Below are 22968 nucleotides of genomic sequence, written 5' to 3' on the forward strand. Positions count from 1 at the left end.
TTTCCGAAAAATCTGTCGGTAGATGACCTGATGGCGGATGTGGCAGTGATATTTCACTGGCCGCCATCAGAACTGTATCCCATGAGCCTGACCGAACTCATCACATGGCGCGAAAAGGCGCTCCAGCGAAGCGGAAACACGAATGAGTAACAATGTAAAATTACAGGTATTGCTCAGGGCTGTTGACCAGGCATCCCGCCCGTTTAAATCCATCCGCACAGCGAGTAAGTCGCTGTCGGGGGATATCCGGGAAACACAAAAATCACTGCGCGAGCTGAATGGTCACGCATCCCGTATTGAGGGATTTCGCAAGACCAGCGCACAGCTTGCCGTGACTGGTCATGCACTTGAAAAGGCACGGCAGGAAGCCGAAGCCCTTGCCACACAGTTTAAAAACACCGAACGTCCGACCCGTGCTCAGGCGAAAGTGCTGGAATCCGCAAAGCGTGCGGCGGAGGACTTACAGGCGAAATATAACCGCCTGACGGATTCCGTTAAACGCCAGCAGCGGGAACTGGCCGTTGTGGGAATTAATACCCGCAATCTTGCACATGATGAGCAGGGACTGAAAAACCGTATCAGTGAAACCACCGCACAGCTTAACCGTCAGCGCGACGCGCTGGCGCGTGTCAGTGCGCAACAGGCAAAACTTAACGCAGTAAAACAGCGTTATCAGGCCGGAAAAGAACTGGCCGGAAATATGGCCTCAGTGGGCGCTGCCGGTGTGGGGATTGCGGCGGCGGGAACGATGGCCGGTGTTAAGCTGCTGATGCCCGGTTATGAGTTTGCGCAGAAAAACTCAGAATTGCAGGCTGTGCTCGGTGTGGCAAAAGACTCCGCCGAAATGGCCGCGCTCCGCAAACAGGCGCGCCAGCTCGGCGACAATACCGCCGCCTCGGCGGATGATGCGGCCGGTGCGCAGATTATCATTGCGAAAGCCGGTGGGGATGTTGATGCCATTCAGGCGGCAACGCCGGTCACGCTGAATATGGCGCTGGCGAACCGCCGCACGATGGAAGAAAACGCCGCCCTGCTGATGGGGATGAAATCCGCCTTTCAGCTTTCAAACGATAAGGTCGCTCATATCGGGGATGTTCTCTCCATGACGATGAACAAAACCGCCGCCGATTTTGACGGCATGAGCGATGCGCTGACCTATGCCGCACCTGTGGCAAAAAATGCCGGTGTCAGCATTGAAGAAACCGCCGCAATGGTCGGGGCGCTGCATGATGCAAAAATCACAGGCTCAATGGCGGGGACGGGAAGCCGTGCCGTGTTAAGCCGCCTGCAGGCACCGACGGGAAAAGCATGGGATGCACTCAAAGAGCTTGGAGTGAAAACCTCAGACAGCAAAGGAAACACCCGGCCAGTATTTACCATTCTGAAAGAAATGCAGGCCAGTTTTGAGAAAAACCGGCTCGGCACTGCCCAGCAGGCTGAATACATGAAAACTATTTTCGGGGAGGAGGCCAGCTCAGCCGCCGCCGTGCTGATGACTGCCGCCTCAACCGGAAAGCTGGACAAACTGACCGCTGCGTTTAAAGCCTCAGACGGGAAGACCGCCGAGCTGGTAAATATCATGCAGGACAACCTAGGCGGTGACTTTAAAGAGTTTCAGTCTGCTTATGAGGCGGTGGGGACTGACCTGTTTGACCAGCAGGAAGGCGCACTGCGTAAGCTCACGCAGACGGCCACAAAGTATGTGTTAAAACTCGACGGCTGGATCCAGAAAAACAAATCACTGGCGTCAACCATCGGCCTCATTGTCGGTGGTGCACTGGCGCTGACTGCTGTCATCGGTGCCATTGGCCTCGTAGCCTGGCCGGTTATCACTGGCATCAATGCCATCATCGCGGCAGCAGGCGCAATGGGGGCAGTCTTCACGACGGTTGGCAGTGCTGTTATGACGGCCATCGGGGCGATTAGCTGGCCGGTTGTGGCCGTGGTGGCCGCCATTGTCGCCGGGGCGTTGCTTATCCGTAAATACTGGGAGGCTGTCAGCGCATTCTTTGGCGGTGTGGTGGAAGGGCTGAAAGCGGCATTTGCGCCGGTGGGGGAACTGTTCACGCCACTTAAGCCGGTGTTTGACTGGCTGGGCGAAAAGTTACAGGCCGCGTGGCAGTGGTTTAAAAACCTGATTGCCCCGGTCAAAGCCACCCAGGACACCCTGAACCGTTGCCGTGACACGGGCGTCATGTTCGGGCAGGCACTGGCTGACGCGCTGATGCTGCCGCTTAATGCGTTCAACAAACTGCGCAGCGGTATTGACTGGGTACTGGAAAAACTCGGCGTCATCAACAAAGAGTCAGGCACGCTTGACCAGACCGCCGCCAGAACTCGTGCCGCCACGTATGGCACCGGTGGTTATATTCCGGCGACCAGCTCTTATGCTGGCTATCAGGCTTATCAGCCAGTTACGGCACCGGCTGGCCGCTCTTATGTGGACCAGAGTAAAAACGAATATCACATCAACCTGACGGGCGGTACTGCGCCGGGGACACAGCTCGACCGCCAGTTACAGGATGCGCTCGAAAAATACGAGCGGGATAAACGTGCGCGCGCCCGTGCCAGCATGATGCATGACGGTTAAGGAGGTGACGAAAAATGATGCTCGCGTTAGGTATGTTTGTTTTTATGCGCCAGACGCTGCCACACCAGACCATGCAGCGAGAATCAGATTATCGCTGGCCGTCAAATTCCTGTATCGGTAAACGGGATGCCTTTCAGTTTCTCGGTGTGGGTGAGGAAAACATTACGCTTGCAGGCGTGCTTTATCCCGAACTGACCGGCGGGAAGCTGACGATGACCACGCTCAGGCTGATGGCAGAGGAAGGCCGGGCGTGGCCGTTGCTGGATGGCACCGGCATGATTTACGGCATGTATGTCATCAGCAGGGTGAGTGAAACAGGGAGTATTTTCTTTGCAGACGGCACACCCAGAAAAATTGATTTTACGCTGTCGCTCACCCGCGTTGATGAATCACTGGCCGCGCTTTATGGCGATATCGGTAAACAGGCGGAATCGCTCATCGGTAAGGCTGGCAGTATGGCGACTAAATTCACGGATATGACGGGGGCGGGATAATGCTGGATGCACTGACATTTGATGCAGGCAGTACGCTGACGCCGGATTACATGCTGATGCTCGACAGCAGGGATATTACCAGCAATATCAGCGACCGTCTGATGAGCATGACCCTGACGGATAACCGGGGCTTCGAGGCTGACCAGCTTGATATTGAACTGAACGATGCCGACGGGCAGGTCGGGCTGCCGGTTCGTGGCGCTGTCCTGACGGTGTATATCGGCTGGAAAGGTTTTGCTCTGGTATGCAAAGGGAAATTTACCGTTGATGAGGTTGAACACCGGGGCGCGCCGGATGTTGTCACCATCCGCGCCCGAAGTGCAGATTTTCGCGGGACGCTTAATTCCCGCCGGGAAGGCTCCTGGCATGATACCACGCTCGGTGCGATTGTTGAGGCGATAGCCTCCCGTAACAGGCTGGAAGCCAGTGTCGCTCCGTCACTGGCCGGAATTAAAATTCCGCACATCGACCAGTCGCAGGAGTCTGATGCGAAATTCCTGACCCGTCTTGCTGAACGCAACGGCGGTGAGGTGTCGGTAAAAATGGGAAAACTGCTGTTTCTCAAAGCGGGGCAGGGGGTGACGGCCAGCGGTAAAAAAATCCCGCAGATTACCATCACCCGCAGCGACGGCGACCGTCATCATTTTGCGATTGCTGACCGTGGAGCCTACACCGGCGTAACGGCAAAGTGGTTACACACCAAAGACCCGAAGCCACAAAAGCAGAAGGTAAAACTGAAACGCAAAAAGAAAGAGAAACACCTGCGCGCACTGGAGCACCCGAAAGCGAAACCGGTCACGCAGAAGAAAGCGCCAAAAGTACCGGAAGCGCGCGAAGGTGAATACATGGCCGGTGAGGCTGACAACGTTTTTGCACTGACCACGGTATATGCCACGAAAGCGCAGGCCATGCGCGCCGCTCAGGCGAAGTGGGACAAACTGCAACGGGGCGTCGCGGAGTTTTCCATCAGCCTGGCTACCGGTCGTGCAGATATTTACACGGAAACACCGGTCAAAGTGTCAGGCTTTAAGCGTGTCATAGACGAGCAGGACTGGACAATCACTAAGGTGACACATTTTCTGAATAATAGCGGCTTCACGACGTCCTTAGAGCTTGAGGTAAGGCTTTCTGATGTGGAGTACGAAACCGAAGATGATGAGTGATGCGTTTTATTTATCTGTTTGTTTTATAAGGATAAATTAACTAAAATGGCAACATCAACAAAACCGGAAGAGGTGCTCGCGATGTTTCATTGTCCTTTATGCCAGCATGCCGCACATGCGCGTACAAGCCGCTATATCACTGACACGACAAAAGAGCGTTATCACCAGTGTCAGAACGTGAATTGCAGCGCCACGTTCATCACTTATGAGTCGGTACAGCGATACATCGTGAAGCCGGGAGAAGTCCACGCCGTAAGGCCGCACCCGTTGCCGTCAGGGCAACAAATTATGTGGATGTAATTAGAAACAGGAAGCCCCTCAGTCGAGGGGCTTTTTTGTCGATGTGGTCAATGTGTGGACGTGACCAGAAATAAATCCTTTTATTTCATGCAATTAGATATCAAAAAATGTCACCAATAACTGACATTGCGGTGTTTCTCCAGATGTGGCCCATCTGAGGCCGTGTTGGTGCGCAGCTCGAAGGCTACGTCGAGTCTGTTTTGGCAGTTACCTTAAAGTATAGATAGCTGACAAAAAAGGCTCTCTTGCTAAAAAAGGCCCCACTTTCGTGGAGCCTTTATTGTACGCTTTTTACTGTACGATTTCAGTCAAATCTAATTACATAGATTGAGTGAAGGTACGAGTAATAACGTCCTGCTGCTGTTCTTTAGTCAGCGAGTTGAAACGTACTGCGTAGCCAGATACGCGGATGGTCAGCTGCGGATATTTTTCCGGGTTTTCCATCGCGTCGAGCAGCATTTCACGGTTCATCACGTTAACGTTCAGGTGCTGACCACCTTCGATGGACGCTTCGTGGTGGAAGTAACCATCCATCAGACCTGCCAGGTTGGTCTTACGAACTTCGTCGTCTTTACCCAGTGCGTTCGGAACGATAGAGAAGGTGTAGGAGATACCATCTTTAGCGTAGGCGAACGGCAGTTTAGCAACGGAAGTCAGAGAAGCTACAGCACCTTTCTGGTCACGACCGTGCATCGGGTTAGCACCTGGTCCGAACGGCGCGCCAGCACGACGACCGTCTGGGGTGTTACCCGTTTTCTTACCATACACAACGTTAGAAGTGATGGTCAGAACAGACTGAGTCGGGATAGCGTCACGGTAGGTGTGCAGTTTCTGAATTTTCTTCATGAAACGTTCTACCAGATCAACAGCCAGGTCATCTACACGCGGATCGTTGTTACCAAACTGCGGGTATTCGCCTTCGATTTCGAAGTCGATAGCCAGACCGTCTTCGTCACGAATCGGTTTAACTTTCGCATATTTGATTGCAGACAGGGAGTCAGCAGCAACGGACAGACCAGCGATACCACACGCCATGGTGCGGATAACGTCACGGTCGTGCAGCGCCATCAGAGAGGCTTCGTAGCTGTACTTGTCGTGCATGTAGTGGATGATGTTCAGTGCAGTGATGTACTGTTTAGCCAGCCAGTCCATGAAGTGATCCATGCGCTCCATCACTTCATCGTAGTTCAGGAGATCGCCTTTGATCGGTTCAGACTTCGGACCAACCTGCATTTTCAGTTTTTCGTCAACGCCGCCGTTGATTGCGTACAGCATGGTTTTCGCCAGGTTTGCACGCGCACCGAAGAACTGCATTTGTTTACCAACGATCATCGGGCTTACGCAGCAAGCGATAGCGTAGTCATCGTTGTTGAAGTCCGGACGCATCAGGTCATCGTTCTCATACTGCAGAGAAGAGGTGTCGATGGACACTTTAGCGGCGAATTTCTTGAAGTTCAGCGGCAGTTTTTCAGACCACAGAATGGTCATGTTCGGTTCCGGAGACGGACCCATGGTGTACAGGGTGTTCAGGAAACGGAAGCTGTTTTTGGTAACCAGGGTACGACCGTCGAGGCCCATACCACCGATAGATTCGGTTGCCCAGATCGGGTCGCCAGAGAACAGTTCATCGTACTCCGGAGTACGCAGGAAGCGAACCATACGCAGTTTCATGACCAGGTGGTCAACCATTTCCTGCGCTTCTTGTTCGGTGATCTTGCCAGCTTTCAGGTCACGTTCGATGTACACATCCAGGAAGGTGGAGGTACGACCGAAGGACATTGCAGCACCGTTCTGAGACTTAACAGCAGCCAGGTAGCCGAAGTAAGTCCACTGGATAGCTTCCTGAGCGTTGGTAGCCGGACCAGAGATGTCGTAGCCGTATTTAGCAGCCATTTCTTTCATCTGACCCAGAGCGCGGTGCTGTTCAGCGATTTCTTCGCGCAGACGGATGGTCTGTTCCAGGTTTACGCCGTTTTCCAGATCAGCCTGCAGAGAGGTGAACTGTGCCAGTTTGTCTTTCATCAGGTAGTCGATACCGTACAGCGCAACGCGACGGTAGTCACCGATGATACGACCACGGCCATAAGCATCTGGCAGGCCGGTCAGAACACCGGATTTACGGCAACGCAGGATGTCCGGAGTGTAAACGTCGAACACGCCCTGGTTGTGAGTTTTACGGTATTCAGTGAAGATTTTTTTGATCATCGGGTCCAGTTCGCGGTTGTACGCTTTGCAGGAACCTTCGATCATTTTGATACCACCGAACGGGATAAGAGCACGTTTCAGCGGAGCTTCAGTCTGCAGACCAACAACTTTTTCCAACGCTTTGTTGATGTAGCCAGCGTCGTGAGAGGTGATGGTGGAAGCAACAGCGGTGTCAAAGTCAACTGGCGCGTGAGTGCGGTTTTCCAGTTTAACGCCTTCCATTACTTTGTCCCACAGGGTGGTGGTCGCTTCAGTAGCGCCAGCCAGGAAGGACTCGTCACCCTCGTACGGAGTGTAGTTTTTCTGAATGAAGTCACGGACGTTTACTTCATTCTGCCAGTCACCTTTGGTAAAACCTTCCCAGGCTGTGGCTAACTTTTCATTAAGCTCGGACATGTAACACCTACCTTCTTAAGTGGATTTTTTATTTACTGCGTACTTCGACAACCATTAATGGTGATCGTTTTCACGCAGGTAAATGACCCAGTATGTCAACCCAACCAACAAACCACCGCCGATAATATTACCGATCGTAACCGGAATCAGGTTATCAGTGATGAAGTTCATCACGGTCAGGTGAGAAAAATTTTCCGGTGCAGAACCGACAGCGGTCCAGAATTCCGGAGATGCGAAGTCGCGGATTACAATACCCATCGGGATCATAAACATGTTTGCGATACTGTGCTCAAAACCGCTGGCAACAAACATCGCGACCGGCAGCACCATGATAAACGCTTTGTCCATCAGGCTGCGGCCAGAATAGCTCATCCATACCGCCAGGCATACCATCAGGTTAGCCAGGATACCGAGGCAGACAGCCTCAATAAAAGTATGGTGTACTTTGTGGTCGGCGGTTTGTAGGACGTTTAGTCCCCATTGACCATTTGCGGTCATATACTCGCCGGAAAGCCACATTAAAAGCACAAATAACAACGCGCCGACCAGGTTGCCAAAATAGACGTTCAGCCAGTTTTTCGCTAACTGTCCCCAGGTGATGCGCCCACTCGCCTTGGCAACAACAATCAACACTGTAGAAGTAAAGAGATCGGCTCCGCAGACAACACAAAGAATCAGCCCCAGAGAGAAGCAAATGCCGCCAACCAGTTTAGCCATGCCAAAGGGCATTGTGCCTGTGCCAGTAGTTGCTGTGATATAGAAGACGAATGCGATTGAGATGAAAACACCGGCGGTAATCGCCAGATAGAAAGTCTTAAGCGGATGTTTCGTTGCTTTATAGACACCTGCCTCTTCGGCCACTTTGGCCATTGCTGCAGGAAGTAAAAGATCAAAAGGGTTGTCAGCTTTCACACTAACTCTCTCTTTATTAAGTCGGCGACGAGATACTAACAAAGCATTATAGATGAGAAATTGATATAGATCATATCTCGCCTGGCTTATAGGCCCGTAACTCGCATGGTTTTTATGCAAATACGGAGTAAATATTTGATTATCCAAATAAAAATAAATTTTAAAAATTAACAAATGAGTTGAATTTTTTCCACATCCTCCGCTAAAACAGTTAATTAAAAGGGAGCATCAGACAAATAAAGTAACAATATCGATCGTATTTACTAAATACAAATTACCGATATTTAACTTTATAATTACAATTATTTTATTAATGCAAATATATGTAAAGCGGGGCATTAAAAAAACGCCCCGTAATATAACTCAGCCGAATCATTAAGCCTACATTGCGTAGGCTATTTGATTTTATTTTGCCCAGAATGCCGCTTTGGCACGCTGCAGCTTTTCGTAGGCTTTTAACAGCGACTGATGCGCAGCAAACGCGTGTAGATCGTTATCTACCGGTTGCAGGCCATAAAACGCCGCTTCGCCACTCATTGCCGCACTGGCCGCTTCTACCGCGTCTGCGCCGTACATACGAACGAAGGCATTCAGATATTGCAGCGGCTGGCGATCTTCTTCCTGCGCCAGTAATAACAATGTTTGCAGGCAGCGATAATAGTTGGCGCGTTCCGGACTGAACACCGATGAGTTAAATTCCATCGTCCATTCAGTCCAGACCAGAGCTTGTTCCAGATCGCCGCCAGCCAGTGCCAGCATTGCTTTTAATTCACCGATACGCAGGGTATACCAACCGTTATCTGACCCGGTCGCCAGACCTAACAGCTCACGCACGCGGGTAAAGTCATCAAAACCTTCTTCATCCAGTTGCTCGATGAGGTTCAGGTAATCTTCTTTTTCCCACTCGCTGCCTGGTAGCGAAAGAATCGTTTCACGTAAATGGCTGCCCATACTGTTATTTGCCAGCCACAGATCTTCCGCCGGATAAATATCGGACATACCCGGCACGATAATGCGGCAAGCATAAACGCCCAGATGCTCGTAATCGGCAATATAAACTTCTTTATCCTCTTTGTTGAAGATAGCCATCAGCGTGGCAAACTCTTCTTCAGTGGTGCCAGAGAAATTCCAGTCCACAAACGGATAATCGGCATCTTGTTTGAAAAGATCCCAGGAGATCAAACCGCTGGAATCGATAAAGTGCGTTTCGAGGTTAGTATGTTCGGCGACTTCTTCATCATCGAAGGTCGGCGGAGTAAACACATCCAGATCTTTCAGGCCACGACCCTGCAGCAGCTCGGTCACGGTACGTTCCAGTGCAACGCCAAAATCAGGATGCGCGCCGAAGGAGGCAAAACAAGTGCCATTGGTCGGGTTGAACAGTACGACGCAGATCACTGGATACTGACCGCCAAGCGAGCCGTCATAAGCAAAGATTGGGAAACCTTCCGCTTCCAGTGTTTCGATCGCTTCAACTACAGCCGGATAACGCGCAAGCACCTCTGCCGGGATCTCCGGCAAGCTGATGCTTTCAGCAATAATGCGGTTTTTCACGTAGCGTTCGAAAACTTCGGACAACCCCTGAACGCGCGCCTCGTTGCGGGTATTGCCAGCGGACATACCATTGGAAACGTACAGGTTACCGATAATATTCATCGGAATATAAACGGTCTGATTGTCAGACTGGCGCGTAAACGGCAGGCCACATATACCGCGATCTTCATTACCTGATTGCAGATCAATTAGCATACTGCCGGTCAATTCATTTTCCGGGTCGTAAAATGCGCGCAGACGGTCATCAAGCAGGCCTTCCGGCACATCGTCGTTTTCGGTTAGTGGAAACCATTTTTCGTTGGGATAATGGACGAACGGACCGTTGGCGATAGTTTCGCCCAGCCAGAAATCAGCAAAAAAGTAGTTGGTTGAGAGACGCTCGAAATATTCACCCAGAGCAGAAGCCAGCGCCGCTTTTTTGGTCGCGCCTTTACCGTTGGTAAAACACAGCGCGCACTCTTTGTCGCGAATATGTACAGACCAGACGTTAGGCACCGGATTCAGCCAGGAAGCTTCTTCAATCTGAAAACCGAGGTCGGAGAGTTTTTGCTGGAAGCGAGCGATGGAATCTTCCAGGGCGGCATCTTTGCCGGGGATAAATGTTTGTGTCATGAAAATCACTTTAGTCGTACGGAAAGCGCGCAATAATACGGGTTTTATCTCAAAGGCGCTATCACCGCCGCCACGCCGGTGAACTGTTGACTATGCTTTTAGCGGATAAATTACGATAAGAGCATAAAAATGAAGGCGTTCGATCTCCACCGTATGGCATTCGATAAAGTGCCGCTGGATTTTCTTGGCGAAGTCGCTCTACGCAGTCTCTATACCTTTGTACTGGTCTTTCTGTTTCTTAAAATGACAGGTAGGCGTGGAGTGCGGCAAATGTCGCTGTTTGAAGTGTTAATCATTCTGACACTGGGGTCGGCAGCAGGGGATGTGGCGTTTTACGACGATGTGCCGATGATCCCGGTGCTTATCGTCTTCATTACCCTGGCGTTGTTATACCGCCTTGTGATGTGGCTGATGGCGCACAGTGAGAAACTGGAAGATCTGCTGGAGGGCAAGCCGGTTGTCATTATTGAAGATGGCGAACTGGCCTGGTCGAAACTCAATAACTCCAACATGACGGAATTTGAGTTTTTTATGGAGCTGCGACTGCGTGGTGTAGAACAACTGGGACAGGTACGCCTGGCTATTCTTGAAACCAACGGTGAAATCAGCGTCTATTTCTTTGAAGATGACAAGGTGAAGCCGGGGTTACTTATTTTACCCAGTGATTGTACCCAGCGTTATAAAGTGGTGCCGGAGTCGGCGGACTATGCCTGCATCCGTTGCAGTGAAATCATTCACATGAAGGCGGGTGAAAAACAATTATGTCCGCGCTGTGCAAATCCAGAATGGACGAAGGCAAGTCGGGCAAAACGAGTGACCTGACAGCAAAAATATCGGTTTTTTTCCAATAATCCGAGATTTTCTATTGTGTGACGCGTACCGCATTTTTGCTCTCAACGGTTTTACCCATTGCGATGCGTGTCACTGAATGATAAAACCGATAGCCACAGGAATAACATATTACCTGCGGTCGCAATCGATTGACCGGGGTTAATAGCAACGCAACGTGGTGAGGGGAAATGGCTCAAATCTTCAATTTTAGTTCTGGTCCGGCAATGCTACCGGCAGAGGTGCTTAAACAGGCTCAACAGGAACTGCGCGACTGGAACGGTCTTGGCACGTCGGTGATGGAAGTGAGCCACCGTGGCAAAGAGTTCATTCAGGTTGCAGAGGAAGCCGAGAAGGATTTTCGCGATCTTCTTAACGTCCCCTCCAACTACAAAGTATTATTCTGTCACGGCGGCGGTCGCGGTCAGTTTGCTGCTGTACCTCTGAATATTCTTGGTGATAAAACCACCGCAGATTATGTTGATGCCGGCTACTGGGCGGCAAGTGCCATTAAAGAAGCAAAAAAATACTGCACGCCAAATGTGTTTGACGTCAAAGTGACTGTTGATGGCCTGCGCGCGGTTAAGCCAATGCGTGAATGGCAACTCTCAGATAATGCTGCTTATATGCATTACTGCCCGAATGAAACCATCGACGGTATCGCCATCGACGAAACGCCAGACTTCGGTAAAGATGTGGTGGTCGCTGCCGACTTCTCTTCAACGATTCTTTCCCGTCCTATTGATGTCAGCCGTTACGGCGTGATTTACGCTGGCGCGCAGAAAAATATCGGCCCGGCTGGCCTGACGATCGTTATTGTTCGCGAAGATTTGCTGGGTAAAGCAAATATCGCCTGCCCGTCGATTCTGGATTATTCCATCCTCAACGATAACGACTCCATGTTTAATACGCCGCCAACATTTGCCTGGTATCTATCTGGCCTGGTCTTCAAATGGCTAAAAGCGAACGGTGGTGTGGCTGCAATGGATAATATCAATCAGCAAAAAGCAGAACTGCTGTATGGCGTGATTGATAACAGCGATTTCTACCGTAATGATGTGGCGAAAGCTAACCGTTCGCGGATGAACGTGCCGTTCCAGTTGGCGGACAGTGCGCTCGACAAATTGTTCCTTGAAGAGTCTTTTGCGGCTGGCCTTCATGCGCTGAAAGGTCATCGTGTGGTCGGCGGAATGCGCGCTTCTATTTATAACGCGATGCCGCTGGAAGGCGTTAAAGCTTTGACAGATTTCATGGTTGAGTTCGAACGTCGTCACGGCTAATGCCTAAATTTTGCTTAATCCCCACAGCCAGACTGTGGGGTTTTTATTTCTGTTGTAGAGAGTTGAGTTCATGGAATCCCTGACGTTACACCCCATCGCCCGTGTCGATGGCTCTATTAATCTGCCTGGTTCCAAGAGCGTTTCTAACCGCGCTTTATTGCTGGCGGCATTAGCGCATGGCAAAACAGTATTAACCAATCTGCTGGATAGCGATGACGTGCGCCATATGCTGAATGCATTAACAGCGTTAGGGGTAAGCTATACGCTTTCTGCCGATCGTACGCGCTGCGAAATCATCGGTAACGGCGGTCCATTACATGCGGAAAATGCGCTGGAGTTGTTCCTGGGTAATGCGGGAACAGCGATGCGTCCGCTGGCGGCGGCACTTTGTCTGGGAAGCAATGATATTGTCCTGACGGGTGAGCCTCGCATGAAAGAGCGCCCGATTGGTCATCTGGTGGATGCGCTGCTCCAGGGCGGGGCGAAAATTACTTACCTGGAACAAGAGAATTACCCACCGCTGCGTTTACAGGGGGGTTTTGTGGGGGGCAACGTAGAAGTTGATGGCACTGTTTCCAGTCAGTTCCTCACCGCACTGTTAATGACCGCGCCGCTTGCGTCGGAAGATACGGTTATTCGTATTAAAGGTGATCTGGTTTCTAAACCTTATATCGACATCACGCTCAACCTGATGAATACGTTTGGTGTTGAAATTGAAAATCAGCACTATCAACAATTTGTCGTAAAAGGCGGGCAGTCTTATCAGTCTCCGGGTACTTATTTGGTCGAAGGCGATGCATCTTCAGCTTCTTACTTCCTGGCAGCAGCAGCAATCAAAGGCGGCACTGTAAAAGTGACCGGCATTGGACGCAACAGTATGCAGGGTGATATTCGCTTTGCTGATGTGCTGGAAAAAATGGGCGCGACCATTTGCTGGGGCGATGATTATATTTCCTGCACGCATGGTGAACTGAACGCCATCGATATGGATATGAACCATATTCCCGATGCGGCGATGACCATTGCTACAACGGCGCTTTTTGCGAAAGGCACCACCACGCTGCGCAATATTTATAACTGGCGCGTAAAAGAGACGGATCGCCTGTTTGCGATGGCAACAGAGTTGCGTAAAGTCGGTGCGGAAGTAGAAGAGGGACATGATTTCATTCGCATTACGCCGCCGGAAAAACTGAACTTTGCCGAGATAGCCACTTATAACGATCACCGGATGGCGATGTGTTTCTCGCTGGTGGCCTTGTCAGATACGCCGGTGACAATTCTTGACCCAAAATGTACGGCCAAAACATTTCCGGATTATTTCGAGCAACTGGCGCGGATTAGCCAGGCTGCCTGAATAAACGATGGGCAATAAATAGCCAAATCTTTCTTTATCAAAACGTCGACATATTGTCGGCGTTTTTTTTCGGACATTGTGAACCATTTTTATTGATGGTAGCGTTAACTGTCAATGTAAGTTTTTGATACATAATATTTATATATGATTAATCAACGGATGATTCACATGAAGAATACTAAATTACTGCTGGCGATTGCGACCTCTGCAGCATTGCTGACGGGGTGTCAGAATACGCATGGTATTAATACCGATCTGGCCATCAGTTCCGGTTTAAATGCCTATAAAGCTGTAACGTTAAGCGATGCCGATGCAAAAGCGATTGCCAATCAGGGCTGTGCCGAAATGGACAGCGGCAATCAAGTCGCAAGTAAATCCAGCAAGTACGGTAAACGTCTGGCAAAAATCGCTAAAGCATTGGGTAACAATATTAACGGCACGCCGGTCAACTATAAGGTTTATATGACCAGCGACGTCAACGCATGGGCGATGGCGAACGGCTGTGTTCGTGTCTACAGTGGCCTGATGGACATGATGAACGACAACGAAATTGAAGGGGTTCTGGGCCATGAACTGGGCCACGTCGCATTGGGACACTCGCTGGCTGAAATGAAAGCCTCTTATGCGATTGTTGCCGCACGTGATGCGATTTCCGCCACCAGCGGCGTTGCTTCCCAGCTTTCCCGTTCACAATTAGGTGATATCGCAGAAGGCGCTATCAATGCTAAATACTCCCGCGATAAAGAGTCTGAAGCAGATGATTTCTCCTTTGATCTGCTGAAGAAACGTGGCATCAGCACCCAGGGACTGGTCGGTAGCTTTGAAAAACTGGCCAGCCTGGATGGCGGTCGTACCCAGTCCATGTTTGACTCTCACCCACCATCAACAGAGCGTGCGCAACACATCCGTGATCGTATCGCCTCTGGTAAGTAAATCATTGTCATCTTTCGGGCTGGTCTTCTGCCAGCCCGCTATAATTGCGCAATAAATCCCCATCTGAATACAGACAAAACTGGTTTTTGCACACAACGTTAACGATTTGTGGCGCCGACGCGTATAATGCGCGCGGTTATGTTAACGGTACGCCTGTTTTAAGGAGATAAAGATGACGGCAATTGCCCCGGTTATTACCATTGATGGCCCAAGCGGTGCAGGGAAAGGCACCTTGTGTAAGGCTATGGCGGAAGCGTTGCAATGGCATCTGCTGGACTCGGGTGCAATTTATCGCGTACTGGCGCTGGCGGCATTACATCACCATGTTGATGTGGCGTCAGAAGACGCTCTGGTGCCGCTGGCATCCCACCTGGATGTACGTTTTGTGTCAACCAATGGCAATCTGGAAGTGATCCTCGAAGGGGAAGATGTCAGCGGTGAAATTCGTACTCAGGAAGTGGCGAATGCCGCTTCACAAGTCGCCGCATTTCCTCGTGTTCGTGAAGCATTATTGCGTCGCCAACGTGCGTTTCGCGAATTGCCGGGCCTGATTGCCGATGGACGCGACATGGGAACAGTGGTATTCCCTGATGCGCCAGTGAAAATATTCCTTGACGCCTCTTCGGAAGAACGTGCGCATCGCCGAATGCTACAGTTGCAGGAGAAGGGCTTTAGTGTTAACTTTGAACGCCTTTTGGCCGAGATCAAAGAACGCGATGACCGCGATCGTAACCGAGCGGTAGCGCCACTGGTTCCGGCAGCCGATGCTTTAGTGTTGGATTCCACCACCTTAAGCATTGAGCAAGTAATTGAAAAAGCGTTACACTACGCGCGCCAAAAATTGGCTCTCGCATAAGCGACCGAATTTGCAGTACCCCCGTTGCAATGGAATGACAGCGGGTATGTTAAACAACCCCATCCGGCACGGAGCCAGGTGGACGTTAAATATAAACCTGAAGATTAAACATGACTGAATCTTTTGCTCAACTCTTTGAAGAGTCCTTAAAAGAAATCGAAACCCGCCCGGGTTCTATCGTTCGTGGCGTTGTTGTTGCTATCGACAAAGACGTAGTACTGGTTGACGCTGGTCTGAAATCTGAGTCTGCCATCCCGGCTGAGCAGTTCAAAAACGCCCAGGGCGAGCTGGAAATCCAGGTAGGTGACGAAGTTGACGTTGCTCTGGACGCAGTAGAAGACGGCTTCGGTGAAACTCTGCTGTCCCGTGAGAAAGCTAAACGTCACGAAGCCTGGATCACGCTGGAAAAAGCTTACGAAGATGCTGAAACTGTTACCGGTGTTATCAACGGCAAAGTTAAGGGCGGCTTCACTGTTGAGCTGAACGGTATTCGTGCGTTCCTGCCAGGTTCTCTGGTAGACGTTCGTCCGGTGCGTGACACTCTGCACCTGGAAGGCAAAGAGCTTGAATTCAAAGTAATCAAGCTGGATCAGAAGCGCAACAACGTTGTTGTTTCTCGTCGTGCCGTTATCGAATCCGAAAACAGCGCAGAGCGCGATCAGCTGCTGGAAAACCTGCAGGAAGGCATGGAAGTTAAAGGTATCGTTAAGAACCTCACTGACTACGGTGCATTCGTTGATCTGGGCGGCGTTGACGGCCTGCTGCACATCACTGACATGGCCTGGAAACGCGTTAAGCATCCGAGCGAAATCGTCAACGTGGGCGACGAAATCACTGTTAAAGTGCTGAAGTTCGACCGCGAACGTACCCGTGTATCCCTGGGCCTGAAACAGCTGGGCGAAGATCCGTGGGTAGCTATCGCTAAACGTTATCCGGAAGGTACTAAACTGACTGGTCGCGTGACCAACCTGACCGACTACGGCTGCTTCGTTGAAATCGAAGAAGGCGTTGAAGGCCTGGTACACGTTTCCGAAATGGATTGGACCAACAAAAACATCCACCCGTCCAAAGTTGTTAACGTTGGCGATGTAGTGGAAGTTATGGTTCTGGATATCGACGAAGAACGTCGTCGTATCTCCCTGGGTCTGAAACAGTGCAAAGCTAACCCGTGGCAGCAGTTCGCGGAAACCCACAACAAGGGCGACCGTGTTGAAGGTAAAATCAAGTCTATCACTGACTTCGGTATCTTCATTGGCCTGGACGGCGGCATCGACGGCCTGGTTCACCTGTCTGACATCTCCTGGAACGTTGCAGGCGAAGAAGCAGTTCGTGAATACAAAAAAGGCGACGAAATCGCTGCAGTTGTTCTGCAAGTTGACGCAGAACGTGAACGTATCTCCCTGGGCGTTAAACAGCTCGCAGAAGATCCGTTCAACAACTGGGTTGCTCTGAACAAGAAAGGCGCTATCGTAACTGGTAAAGTAACTGCAGTTGACGCTAAAGGCGCAACCGTAGAACTGGCTGACGGCGTTGAAGGTTACCTGCGTGCTTCTGAAGCATCCCGTGACCGCGTTGAAGACGCTACCCTGGTTCTGAGCGTTGGCGACGAAGTTGAAGCTAAATTCACCGGCGTTGATCGTAAAAACCGCGCAATCAGCCTGTCTGTTCGTGCGAAAGACGAAGCTGACGAGAAAGATGCAATCGCAACTGTTAACAAACAGGAAGATGCAAACTTCTCCAACAACGCAATGGCTGAAGCTTTCAAAGCAGCTAAAGGCGAGTAATTCTCTGACTCTTCGGGATTTTTATTCCGAAGTTTGTTGAGTTTACTTGACAGATTGCAGGTTTCGTCCTGTAATCAAGCACTAAGGGCGGCTACGGCCGCCCTTAATCAATGCAGCAACAGCAGCCGCTTAATTTGCCTTTAAGGAACCGGAGGAATCATGACCAAGTCAGAATTGATAGAAAGACTTGCCAACCAGCAATCGCACATTCCCGCTAAGACGGTTGAAGATGCAGTAAAAGAGATGCTGGAGCATATGGCCTCGACTCTTGCGCAGGGCGAGCGTATTGAAATCCGCGGTTTCGGCAGTTTCTCTTTGCACTACCGCGCACCACGTACCGGACGTAATCCGAAGACTGGCGATAAAGTAGAACTGGAAGGAAAATACGTTCCTCACTTTAAACCAGGAAAAGAACTGCGCGATCGCGCCAATATTTACGGTTAAGTTTTCACTCAAACTTGAACGCGAGAAAAGCACCTGTCGGGTGCTTTTTTCATTTCTGTAATCTGGAACTGGAAGCTGCCTCGCAGAGTTTTGTGTAGTTTTCACCTTTCCGTTAAATTCTTCTGAACCCGTCTCGGGGAACGCAAAACTCCCGCCAGACAACCGTTCAACAAAGTTGCACACTTTCCAAAAACAGGGAGGGGTGCATGAAAATAACGACAGTCGGTGTATGCATTATTTGCGGAATTTTTCCGCTGCTGATTTTGCCGCAATTGCCTGGAACATTACCCCTTGCGTGTCTGACTGTCTTTGCCTGCGTACTGGCATTTATTCCTGTAAAAACCGTTCGTTATTTCACGCTAACATTGCTGTTTTTCATTTGGGGCGTATTGGCGGCAAAGCAAATTTTGTGGGCAGGAGAAACCTTAACTGGCGCGACGCAGGATGCAATTGTCGAAATTACTGCTACTGACGGCATGACCACTCATTACGCTCAAATTACCCATCTACAAGGTCGACGTCTTTTCCCTGCGCCAGGCATCGTGCTGTATGGCGAGTATCTGCCACAAGCGGTTTGTGCCGGACAACAATGGTCAATGAAACTCAGAGTTCGTGCGGTTCACGGTCAGCTTAATGATGGCGGCTTTGACAGCCAGCGTTATGCTATTGCCCAGCACCAGACTCTAACCGGGCGTTTTCTTCAGGCAAGAATCATTGAACCGGGGTGTAGTCTGCGGGCGCAATATCTGGCCTCTTTGCAAACGACCCTGCAACCTTATCTGTGGAAAGCGGTGATTCTTGGCTTAGGTATGGGTGAACGGTTATCTGTGCCTAAAGAAATCAAAGATATTATGCGCAATACTGGTACAGCGCATTTAATGGCTATATCGGGATTGCACATCGCTTTTGCGGCGTTGCTGGCTGCCGGACTGATTCGCAGTGGACAAATTTTTCTGCCTGGGCGCTGGATCCACTGGCAAATACCATTAATTGGCGGAATCTGCTGTGCTGCTTTTTATGCCTGGTTGACGGGAATGCAACCTCCTGCATTGCGTACCGTGGTGGCGCTTGCTACGTGGGGAATGCTTAAGTTAAGTGGGCGACAGTGGAGTGGCTGGGATGTATGGATATGTTGTCTGGCGGCAATTTTGCTGATGGATCCTGTTGCCATTCTCTCGCAAAGTTTATGGCTCTCTGCCGCTGCGGTGGCGGCGCTGATTTTTTGGTATCAGTGGTTTCCCTGTCCGGTCTGGTCGCTGCCGCCAGTATTGCGCGCTATTGTTTCCTTCATCCATCTGCAACTGGGAATAACGCTTCTGCTCATGCCAGTGCAAATAGTCATATTTCATGGCATTAGCCTGACCTCGTTTATAGCAAATCTGTTCGCTATTCCCTTAGTGACATTTATAACGGTTCCGTTGATTCTCGCCGCGATGATAGTGCATTTAAGCGGACCATTAATCGTGGAACAAGGATTATGGTTTCTGGTCGACAGATCTTTGGCTTTACTTTTCTGGTTGTTAAAGAGCTTGCCGGAAGGATGGGTCAACATTGCTGAACGTTGGCAATGGATATCATTTTTTCCCTGGTTATTACTGGTAGGATGGCGACTAAACGCATGGCGAACGTTGCCTGCGCTGTGCGTGGCTGGAGGCATAATGATGTGTTGTCCATTGTGGCAAAAACCACGGTCTGACGAGTGGCAGGTGTATATGCTTGATGTCGGGCAAGGGCTGGCAATGGTAATTGCGCGAAACGGCAAAGCGATTCTCTATGATACGGGGCTCGCCTGGCCAGAAGGTGACAGCGGGCAACAACTGATTGTCCCCTGGCTACGCTGGCATAACCTTGAACCGGAAGGCGTCATTCTGAGTCATGAGCATCTGGATCATCGGGGAGGGCTGGACTCGATATTACGTGTCTGGCCGACGTTATGGGTCAGAAGTCCTTTAAACTGGGAACATCATCAGCCCTGTATGCGTGGTGAAGCGTGGCAGTGGCAAGGATTACGTTTTAGCGCACACTGGCCTTTACAAGGTAGCAACGATAAAGGAAATAACCATTCCTGTGTGGTTAAGATTGATGACGGAACGTATAGCATTCTTTTAACCGGTGATATTGAAGCATTCGCTGAACAAAAAATGCTAAGTCGTTACTGGCAACACGTGCAGGCAACATTACTTCAGGTGCCCCATCATGGCAGTAATACCTCATCATCATTGCCATTAATTCAGCGTGTGAATGGAAAAGTGGCACTGGCATCGGCATCGCGCTATAACGCATGGCGACTACCCTCCAGTAAAGTTAAAAGACGCTATCAACTTCAGGGATATCAATGGGTTGACACCCCGCATCAGGGGCAAATAACCGTCGATTTTTCAGCGCAAGGCTGGCAGGTACGCAGCCTAAGAGAGCAAATTTTACCTCGTTGGTATCATCAGTGGTTTGGCGTGCCAGTGGATAACGGGTAGAATATGCGGCTATTTCAACAAATGCTGGTTTTTTGAATGCATAACGACAAAGATCTCTCTACGTGGCAGACATTCCGCCGACTGTGGCCAACCATTGCGCCTTTTAAAGCGGGTCTGATCGTGGCGGGCATAGCGTTAATTCTCAACGCAGCCAGCGATACCTTCATGTTATCGCTCCTTAAGCCACTTCTCGATGATGGCTTTGGTAAAACCGATCGCTCCGTGCTGATGTGGATGCCGCTGGTGGTTATTGGGCTGATGATTTTACGTGGTATCACCAGTTATATTTCCAGTTACTGCATCTCCTGGGTATCAGGAAAAGTGGTAATGACTATGCGTCGCCGCCTGTTTGGTCACATGATGGGAATGCCGGTGTCATTTTTTGACAAACAGTCAACCGGGACTCTGCTTTCACGTATTACTTACGATTCTGAACAGGTTGCTTCGTCGTCTTCCGGCGCGCTGATTACGGTGGTGCGTGAAGGTGCTTCCATTATCGGTCTGTTCGCCATGATGTTCTATTACAGCTGGCAGTTGTCGATCATTTTGATTGTGCTGGCGCCGATCGTCTCGATTGCGATTCGTATCGTATCGAAGCGTTTTCGCAGCATCAGTAAAAACATGCAGAACACCATGGGGCAGGTGACCACCAGTGCAGAACAGATGCTGAAAGGCCACAAAGAGGTGCTGATTTTTGGCGGCCAGGAAGTGGAAACGAAGCGTTTTGATAAGGTCAGCAACAAGATGCGTTTGCAGGGAATGAAGATGGTATCAGCCTCTTCTATCTCTGACCCAATCATTCAGCTGATTGCCTCTTTGGCGCTGGCGTTTGTTCTGTATGCAGCGAGCTTCCCAAGTGTAATGGATAGCCTGACAGCAGGTACGATTACCGTTGTCTTCTCTTCGATGATTGCACTGATGCGTCCGCTGAAATCGCTGACCAACGTTAACGCCCAATTCCAGCGTGGTATGGCGGCCTGTCAGACGCTGTTTACCATTCTGGATAGTGAACAGGAGAAAGACGAAGGTAAACGCGAGATTGAACGAGCAATCGGCGACGTCGAATTTCGCAATGTCACTTTTACCTATCCGGGGCGTGAAGTTCCCGCTCTGCGTAACATCAACCTAAAAATTCCGGCAGGGAAAACGGTCGCTCTGGTCGGACGTTCTGGTTCAGGTAAATCAACAATCGCCAGCTTGATCACGCGTTTCTACGATATTGATGAAGGCGAAATCCTGATGGATGGTCACGATCTGCGCGAGTATACCCTGGCGTCATTGCGTAACCAGGTTGCACTGGTATCGCAGAATGTCCATTTGTTTAACGATACGGTTGCCAACAACATTGCTTACGCACGTACAGACCAGTACAGCCGTGAGCAAATTGAAGAAGCGGCGCGTATGGCTTATGCCATGGACTTTATCAATAAGATGGATAACGGTCTTGATACGGTGATTGGTGAAAACGGCGTGTTGCTCTCTGGCGGTCAGCGCCAGCGTATCGCTATCGCTCGAGCTTTGTTGCGTGACAGCCCGATTCTGATCCTTGATGAAGCCACCTCGGCGCTGGATACAGAATCCGAACGTGCGATTCAGGCGGCGCTTGACGAGCTACAGAAAAACCGTACCTCACTGGTGATTGCTCACCGTTTGTCTACCATTGAAAAGGCAGACGAAATTGTGGTCGTTGAGGATGGTGTCATTGTGGAACGCGGCACGCATAATGATTTGCTTGAGCACCGTGGTGTCTACGCGCAACTTCACAAAATGCAATTTGGTCAATGATCGAAAAAATCTGGTCTGGTGAATCCCCTTTGTGGCGGCTGTTGCTGCCACTCTCCTGGTTGTATGGCCTGGTGAGTGGCGCTATCCGTCTTTGCTATAAACTAAAACTGAAGCGCGCATGGCGTGCCCCGGTGCCAGTTGTGGTGGTCGGTAATCTCACCGCAGGTGGCAACGGGAAAACCCCGGTCGTTGTCTGGCTGGTAGAACAACTGCAAAAACGTGGTATTCGTGTTGGTGTTGTATCCCGGGGCTATGGCGGTAAGGCCGAGTCGTATCCGATGTTATTGTCGGCAGAGACCACCACAGCACAGGCGGGTGATGAACCGGTGCTGATTTATCAGCGTACTGGCGCGCCTGTTGCAGTTTCTCCCGTGCGTTCTGATGCGGTAAAAGCCATTCTGGCGCAACATCCTGATGTGCAGCTCATCGTAACCGACGACGGTTTACAGCATTATCGTCTGGCGCGTGATGTGGAAATCGTCGTTATTGATGGTGTGCGTCGCTTTGGCAATGGCTGGTGGTTGCCGGCGGGGCCAATGCGTGAGCGAGCGGGGCGCTTAAAGTCGGTTGATGCGGTAATCGTCAACGGCGGTGTCCCCCGCAGCGGTGAAATCCCCATGCATCTGCTGCCGGGTCAGGCGGTGAATTTGCGTACCGGTGCTCGTTGTGATGTTGCACAACTTGAACATGTGGTGGCAATGGCGGGGATTGGTCATCCGCCGCGCTTTTTTGCCACGCTGAAGATGTGTGGTGTGCAACCGGAAAAATGTGTGCCGTTGTCCGATCATCAGTCTTTGAATCATGCAGATGTCAGCGCATTGTTAAGTGCCGGGCAAACACTGGTTATGACTGAAAAAGATGCGGTGAAATGCCGGGGCTTTGCAGAAGAAAATTGGTGGTATTTGCCCGTTGACGCACAGTTTTCGGGCGCTGAGCCAGAGAAACTGCTCGCGCAACTTTCCTCGCTGGCTTCTGGCAACTAATTCGCAGCAGCAGCGTTCAATTGA

The 22968-nt window shown here is 50.6% G+C and carries 18 protein-coding genes; 15 read left to right on the forward strand and 3 right to left on the reverse strand.

From position 1 onward, the window contains the following. Positions 1-30: 30 nt before the first annotated feature. The 5 genes from A7Z29_RS00190 (at position 31) to ogrK (ending at position 4547) form a co-directional block, all read left to right on the forward strand. Complete coding sequence (locus A7Z29_RS00190) at positions 31-150, forward strand: GpE family phage tail protein (protein ID WP_049804398.1); 120 nt, start codon at positions 31-33, stop codon at positions 148-150. After that, the gene (locus A7Z29_RS00195) at positions 143-2590 is read left to right on the forward strand and encodes a phage tail tape measure protein (RefSeq protein ID WP_105289653.1); all 2448 of its coding nucleotides are present in this window, start codon (positions 143-145) and stop codon (positions 2588-2590) included. Before A7Z29_RS00190 ends, A7Z29_RS00195 begins: the two co-directional genes overlap by 8 nt. Positions 2591-2604: 14 nt before the next feature. Then, positions 2605-3084 (forward strand): phage tail protein, encoded by a 480-nt coding sequence (locus A7Z29_RS00200; RefSeq protein ID WP_105289654.1) that lies wholly within the window; start codon positions 2605-2607, stop codon positions 3082-3084. After that, complete coding sequence (locus tag A7Z29_RS00205; RefSeq protein ID WP_001747944.1) at positions 3084-4247, forward strand: phage late control D family protein; 1164 nt, start codon at positions 3084-3086, stop codon at positions 4245-4247. The genes A7Z29_RS00200 and A7Z29_RS00205 overlap by 1 nt, the downstream gene beginning before the upstream one ends. An 81-nt stretch (positions 4248-4328) precedes the next feature. Then, positions 4329-4547, forward strand: coding sequence for a prophage transcriptional regulator OgrK (ogrK, locus tag A7Z29_RS00210; protein ID WP_000468308.1), 219 nt, complete (start codon positions 4329-4331; stop codon positions 4545-4547). Between the two features lie 318 nt (positions 4548-4865). On the opposite strand, the gene pflB is transcribed toward ogrK, so the two are convergent. The 3 genes from pflB to ycaO all read right to left on the reverse strand — a co-directional run bounded on the left by pflB (position 4866) and on the right by ycaO (position 10226). Continuing rightward, complete coding sequence (gene pflB / locus A7Z29_RS00215; RefSeq protein WP_001292809.1) at positions 4866-7148, reverse strand: formate C-acetyltransferase; 2283 nt, start codon at positions 7146-7148, stop codon at positions 4866-4868. 54 nt (positions 7149-7202) lie between these two features. Beyond that, the gene (gene focA / locus A7Z29_RS00220; protein ID WP_000642546.1) at positions 7203-8060 is read right to left on the reverse strand and encodes a formate transporter FocA; all 858 of its coding nucleotides are present in this window, start codon (positions 8058-8060) and stop codon (positions 7203-7205) included. A gap of 405 nt (positions 8061-8465) precedes the next feature. Further along, complete coding sequence (gene ycaO, locus A7Z29_RS00225; protein ID WP_105289655.1) at positions 8466-10226, reverse strand: 30S ribosomal protein S12 methylthiotransferase accessory factor YcaO; 1761 nt, start codon at positions 10224-10226, stop codon at positions 8466-8468. A 129-nt stretch (positions 10227-10355) separates the two neighbouring features. Here ycaO and A7Z29_RS00230 point away from each other — a divergent pair, with 129 nt between their 5' ends. The 10 genes from A7Z29_RS00230 to lpxK all read left to right on the forward strand — a co-directional run bounded on the left by A7Z29_RS00230 (position 10356) and on the right by lpxK (position 22944). Further along, a complete protein-coding gene (locus A7Z29_RS00230) occupies positions 10356-11048 on the forward strand; it encodes a DUF421 domain-containing protein (RefSeq protein ID WP_000642857.1) in 693 nt (230 codons plus the stop codon). Between the two features lie 197 nt (positions 11049-11245). After that, positions 11246-12334: a 3-phosphoserine/phosphohydroxythreonine transaminase gene (gene serC / locus A7Z29_RS00235; protein ID WP_105289656.1), complete on the forward strand. Its 1089-nt coding sequence runs from the start codon at positions 11246-11248 to the stop codon at positions 12332-12334. 70 nt (positions 12335-12404) lie between these two features. Next, entirely contained in the window at positions 12405-13688 is a 1284-nt protein-coding gene (gene aroA, locus A7Z29_RS00240) for a 3-phosphoshikimate 1-carboxyvinyltransferase (protein WP_105289657.1), read from the forward strand. A gap of 168 nt (positions 13689-13856) precedes the next feature. Next, positions 13857-14621, forward strand: a complete 765-nt coding sequence (ycaL, locus tag A7Z29_RS00245) for a metallopeptidase YcaL (RefSeq protein WP_010344473.1) — start codon at positions 13857-13859, stop codon at positions 14619-14621. 172 nt (positions 14622-14793) lie between these two features. Next, positions 14794-15477 (forward strand): (d)CMP kinase, encoded by a 684-nt coding sequence (gene cmk / locus A7Z29_RS00250; RefSeq protein ID WP_000125014.1) that lies wholly within the window; start codon positions 14794-14796, stop codon positions 15475-15477. Positions 15478-15587: 110 nt separating this feature from the next. Continuing rightward, positions 15588-17261, forward strand: coding sequence for a 30S ribosomal protein S1 (gene rpsA, locus A7Z29_RS00255; RefSeq protein ID WP_000140327.1), 1674 nt, complete (start codon positions 15588-15590; stop codon positions 17259-17261). A 159-nt stretch (positions 17262-17420) separates the two neighbouring features. Continuing rightward, entirely contained in the window at positions 17421-17705 is a 285-nt protein-coding gene (gene ihfB, locus A7Z29_RS00260) for an integration host factor subunit beta (protein WP_000167328.1), read from the forward strand. 206 nt (positions 17706-17911) lie between these two features. Further along, positions 17912-20176 carry a ComEC family protein gene (locus A7Z29_RS00265; RefSeq protein ID WP_105289658.1) on the forward strand — a complete coding sequence of 755 codons (2265 nt, stop codon included), beginning with the start codon at positions 17912-17914 and terminating at the stop codon, positions 20174-20176. Between the two features lie 36 nt (positions 20177-20212). Next, a complete protein-coding gene (gene msbA / locus A7Z29_RS00270) occupies positions 20213-21961 on the forward strand; it encodes a lipid A ABC transporter ATP-binding protein/permease MsbA (RefSeq protein WP_000551251.1) in 1749 nt (582 codons plus the stop codon). Beyond that, positions 21958-22944: a tetraacyldisaccharide 4'-kinase gene (gene lpxK / locus A7Z29_RS00275; RefSeq protein ID WP_032225489.1), complete on the forward strand. Its 987-nt coding sequence runs from the start codon at positions 21958-21960 to the stop codon at positions 22942-22944. The genes msbA and lpxK overlap by 4 nt, the downstream gene beginning before the upstream one ends. Positions 22945-22968 lie beyond the last annotated feature (24 nt).

The sequence above is a fragment of the Escherichia sp. MOD1-EC6842 genome (assembly GCF_002965705.1).
GTDB lineage: Bacteria > Pseudomonadota > Gammaproteobacteria > Enterobacterales > Enterobacteriaceae > Escherichia > Escherichia ruysiae.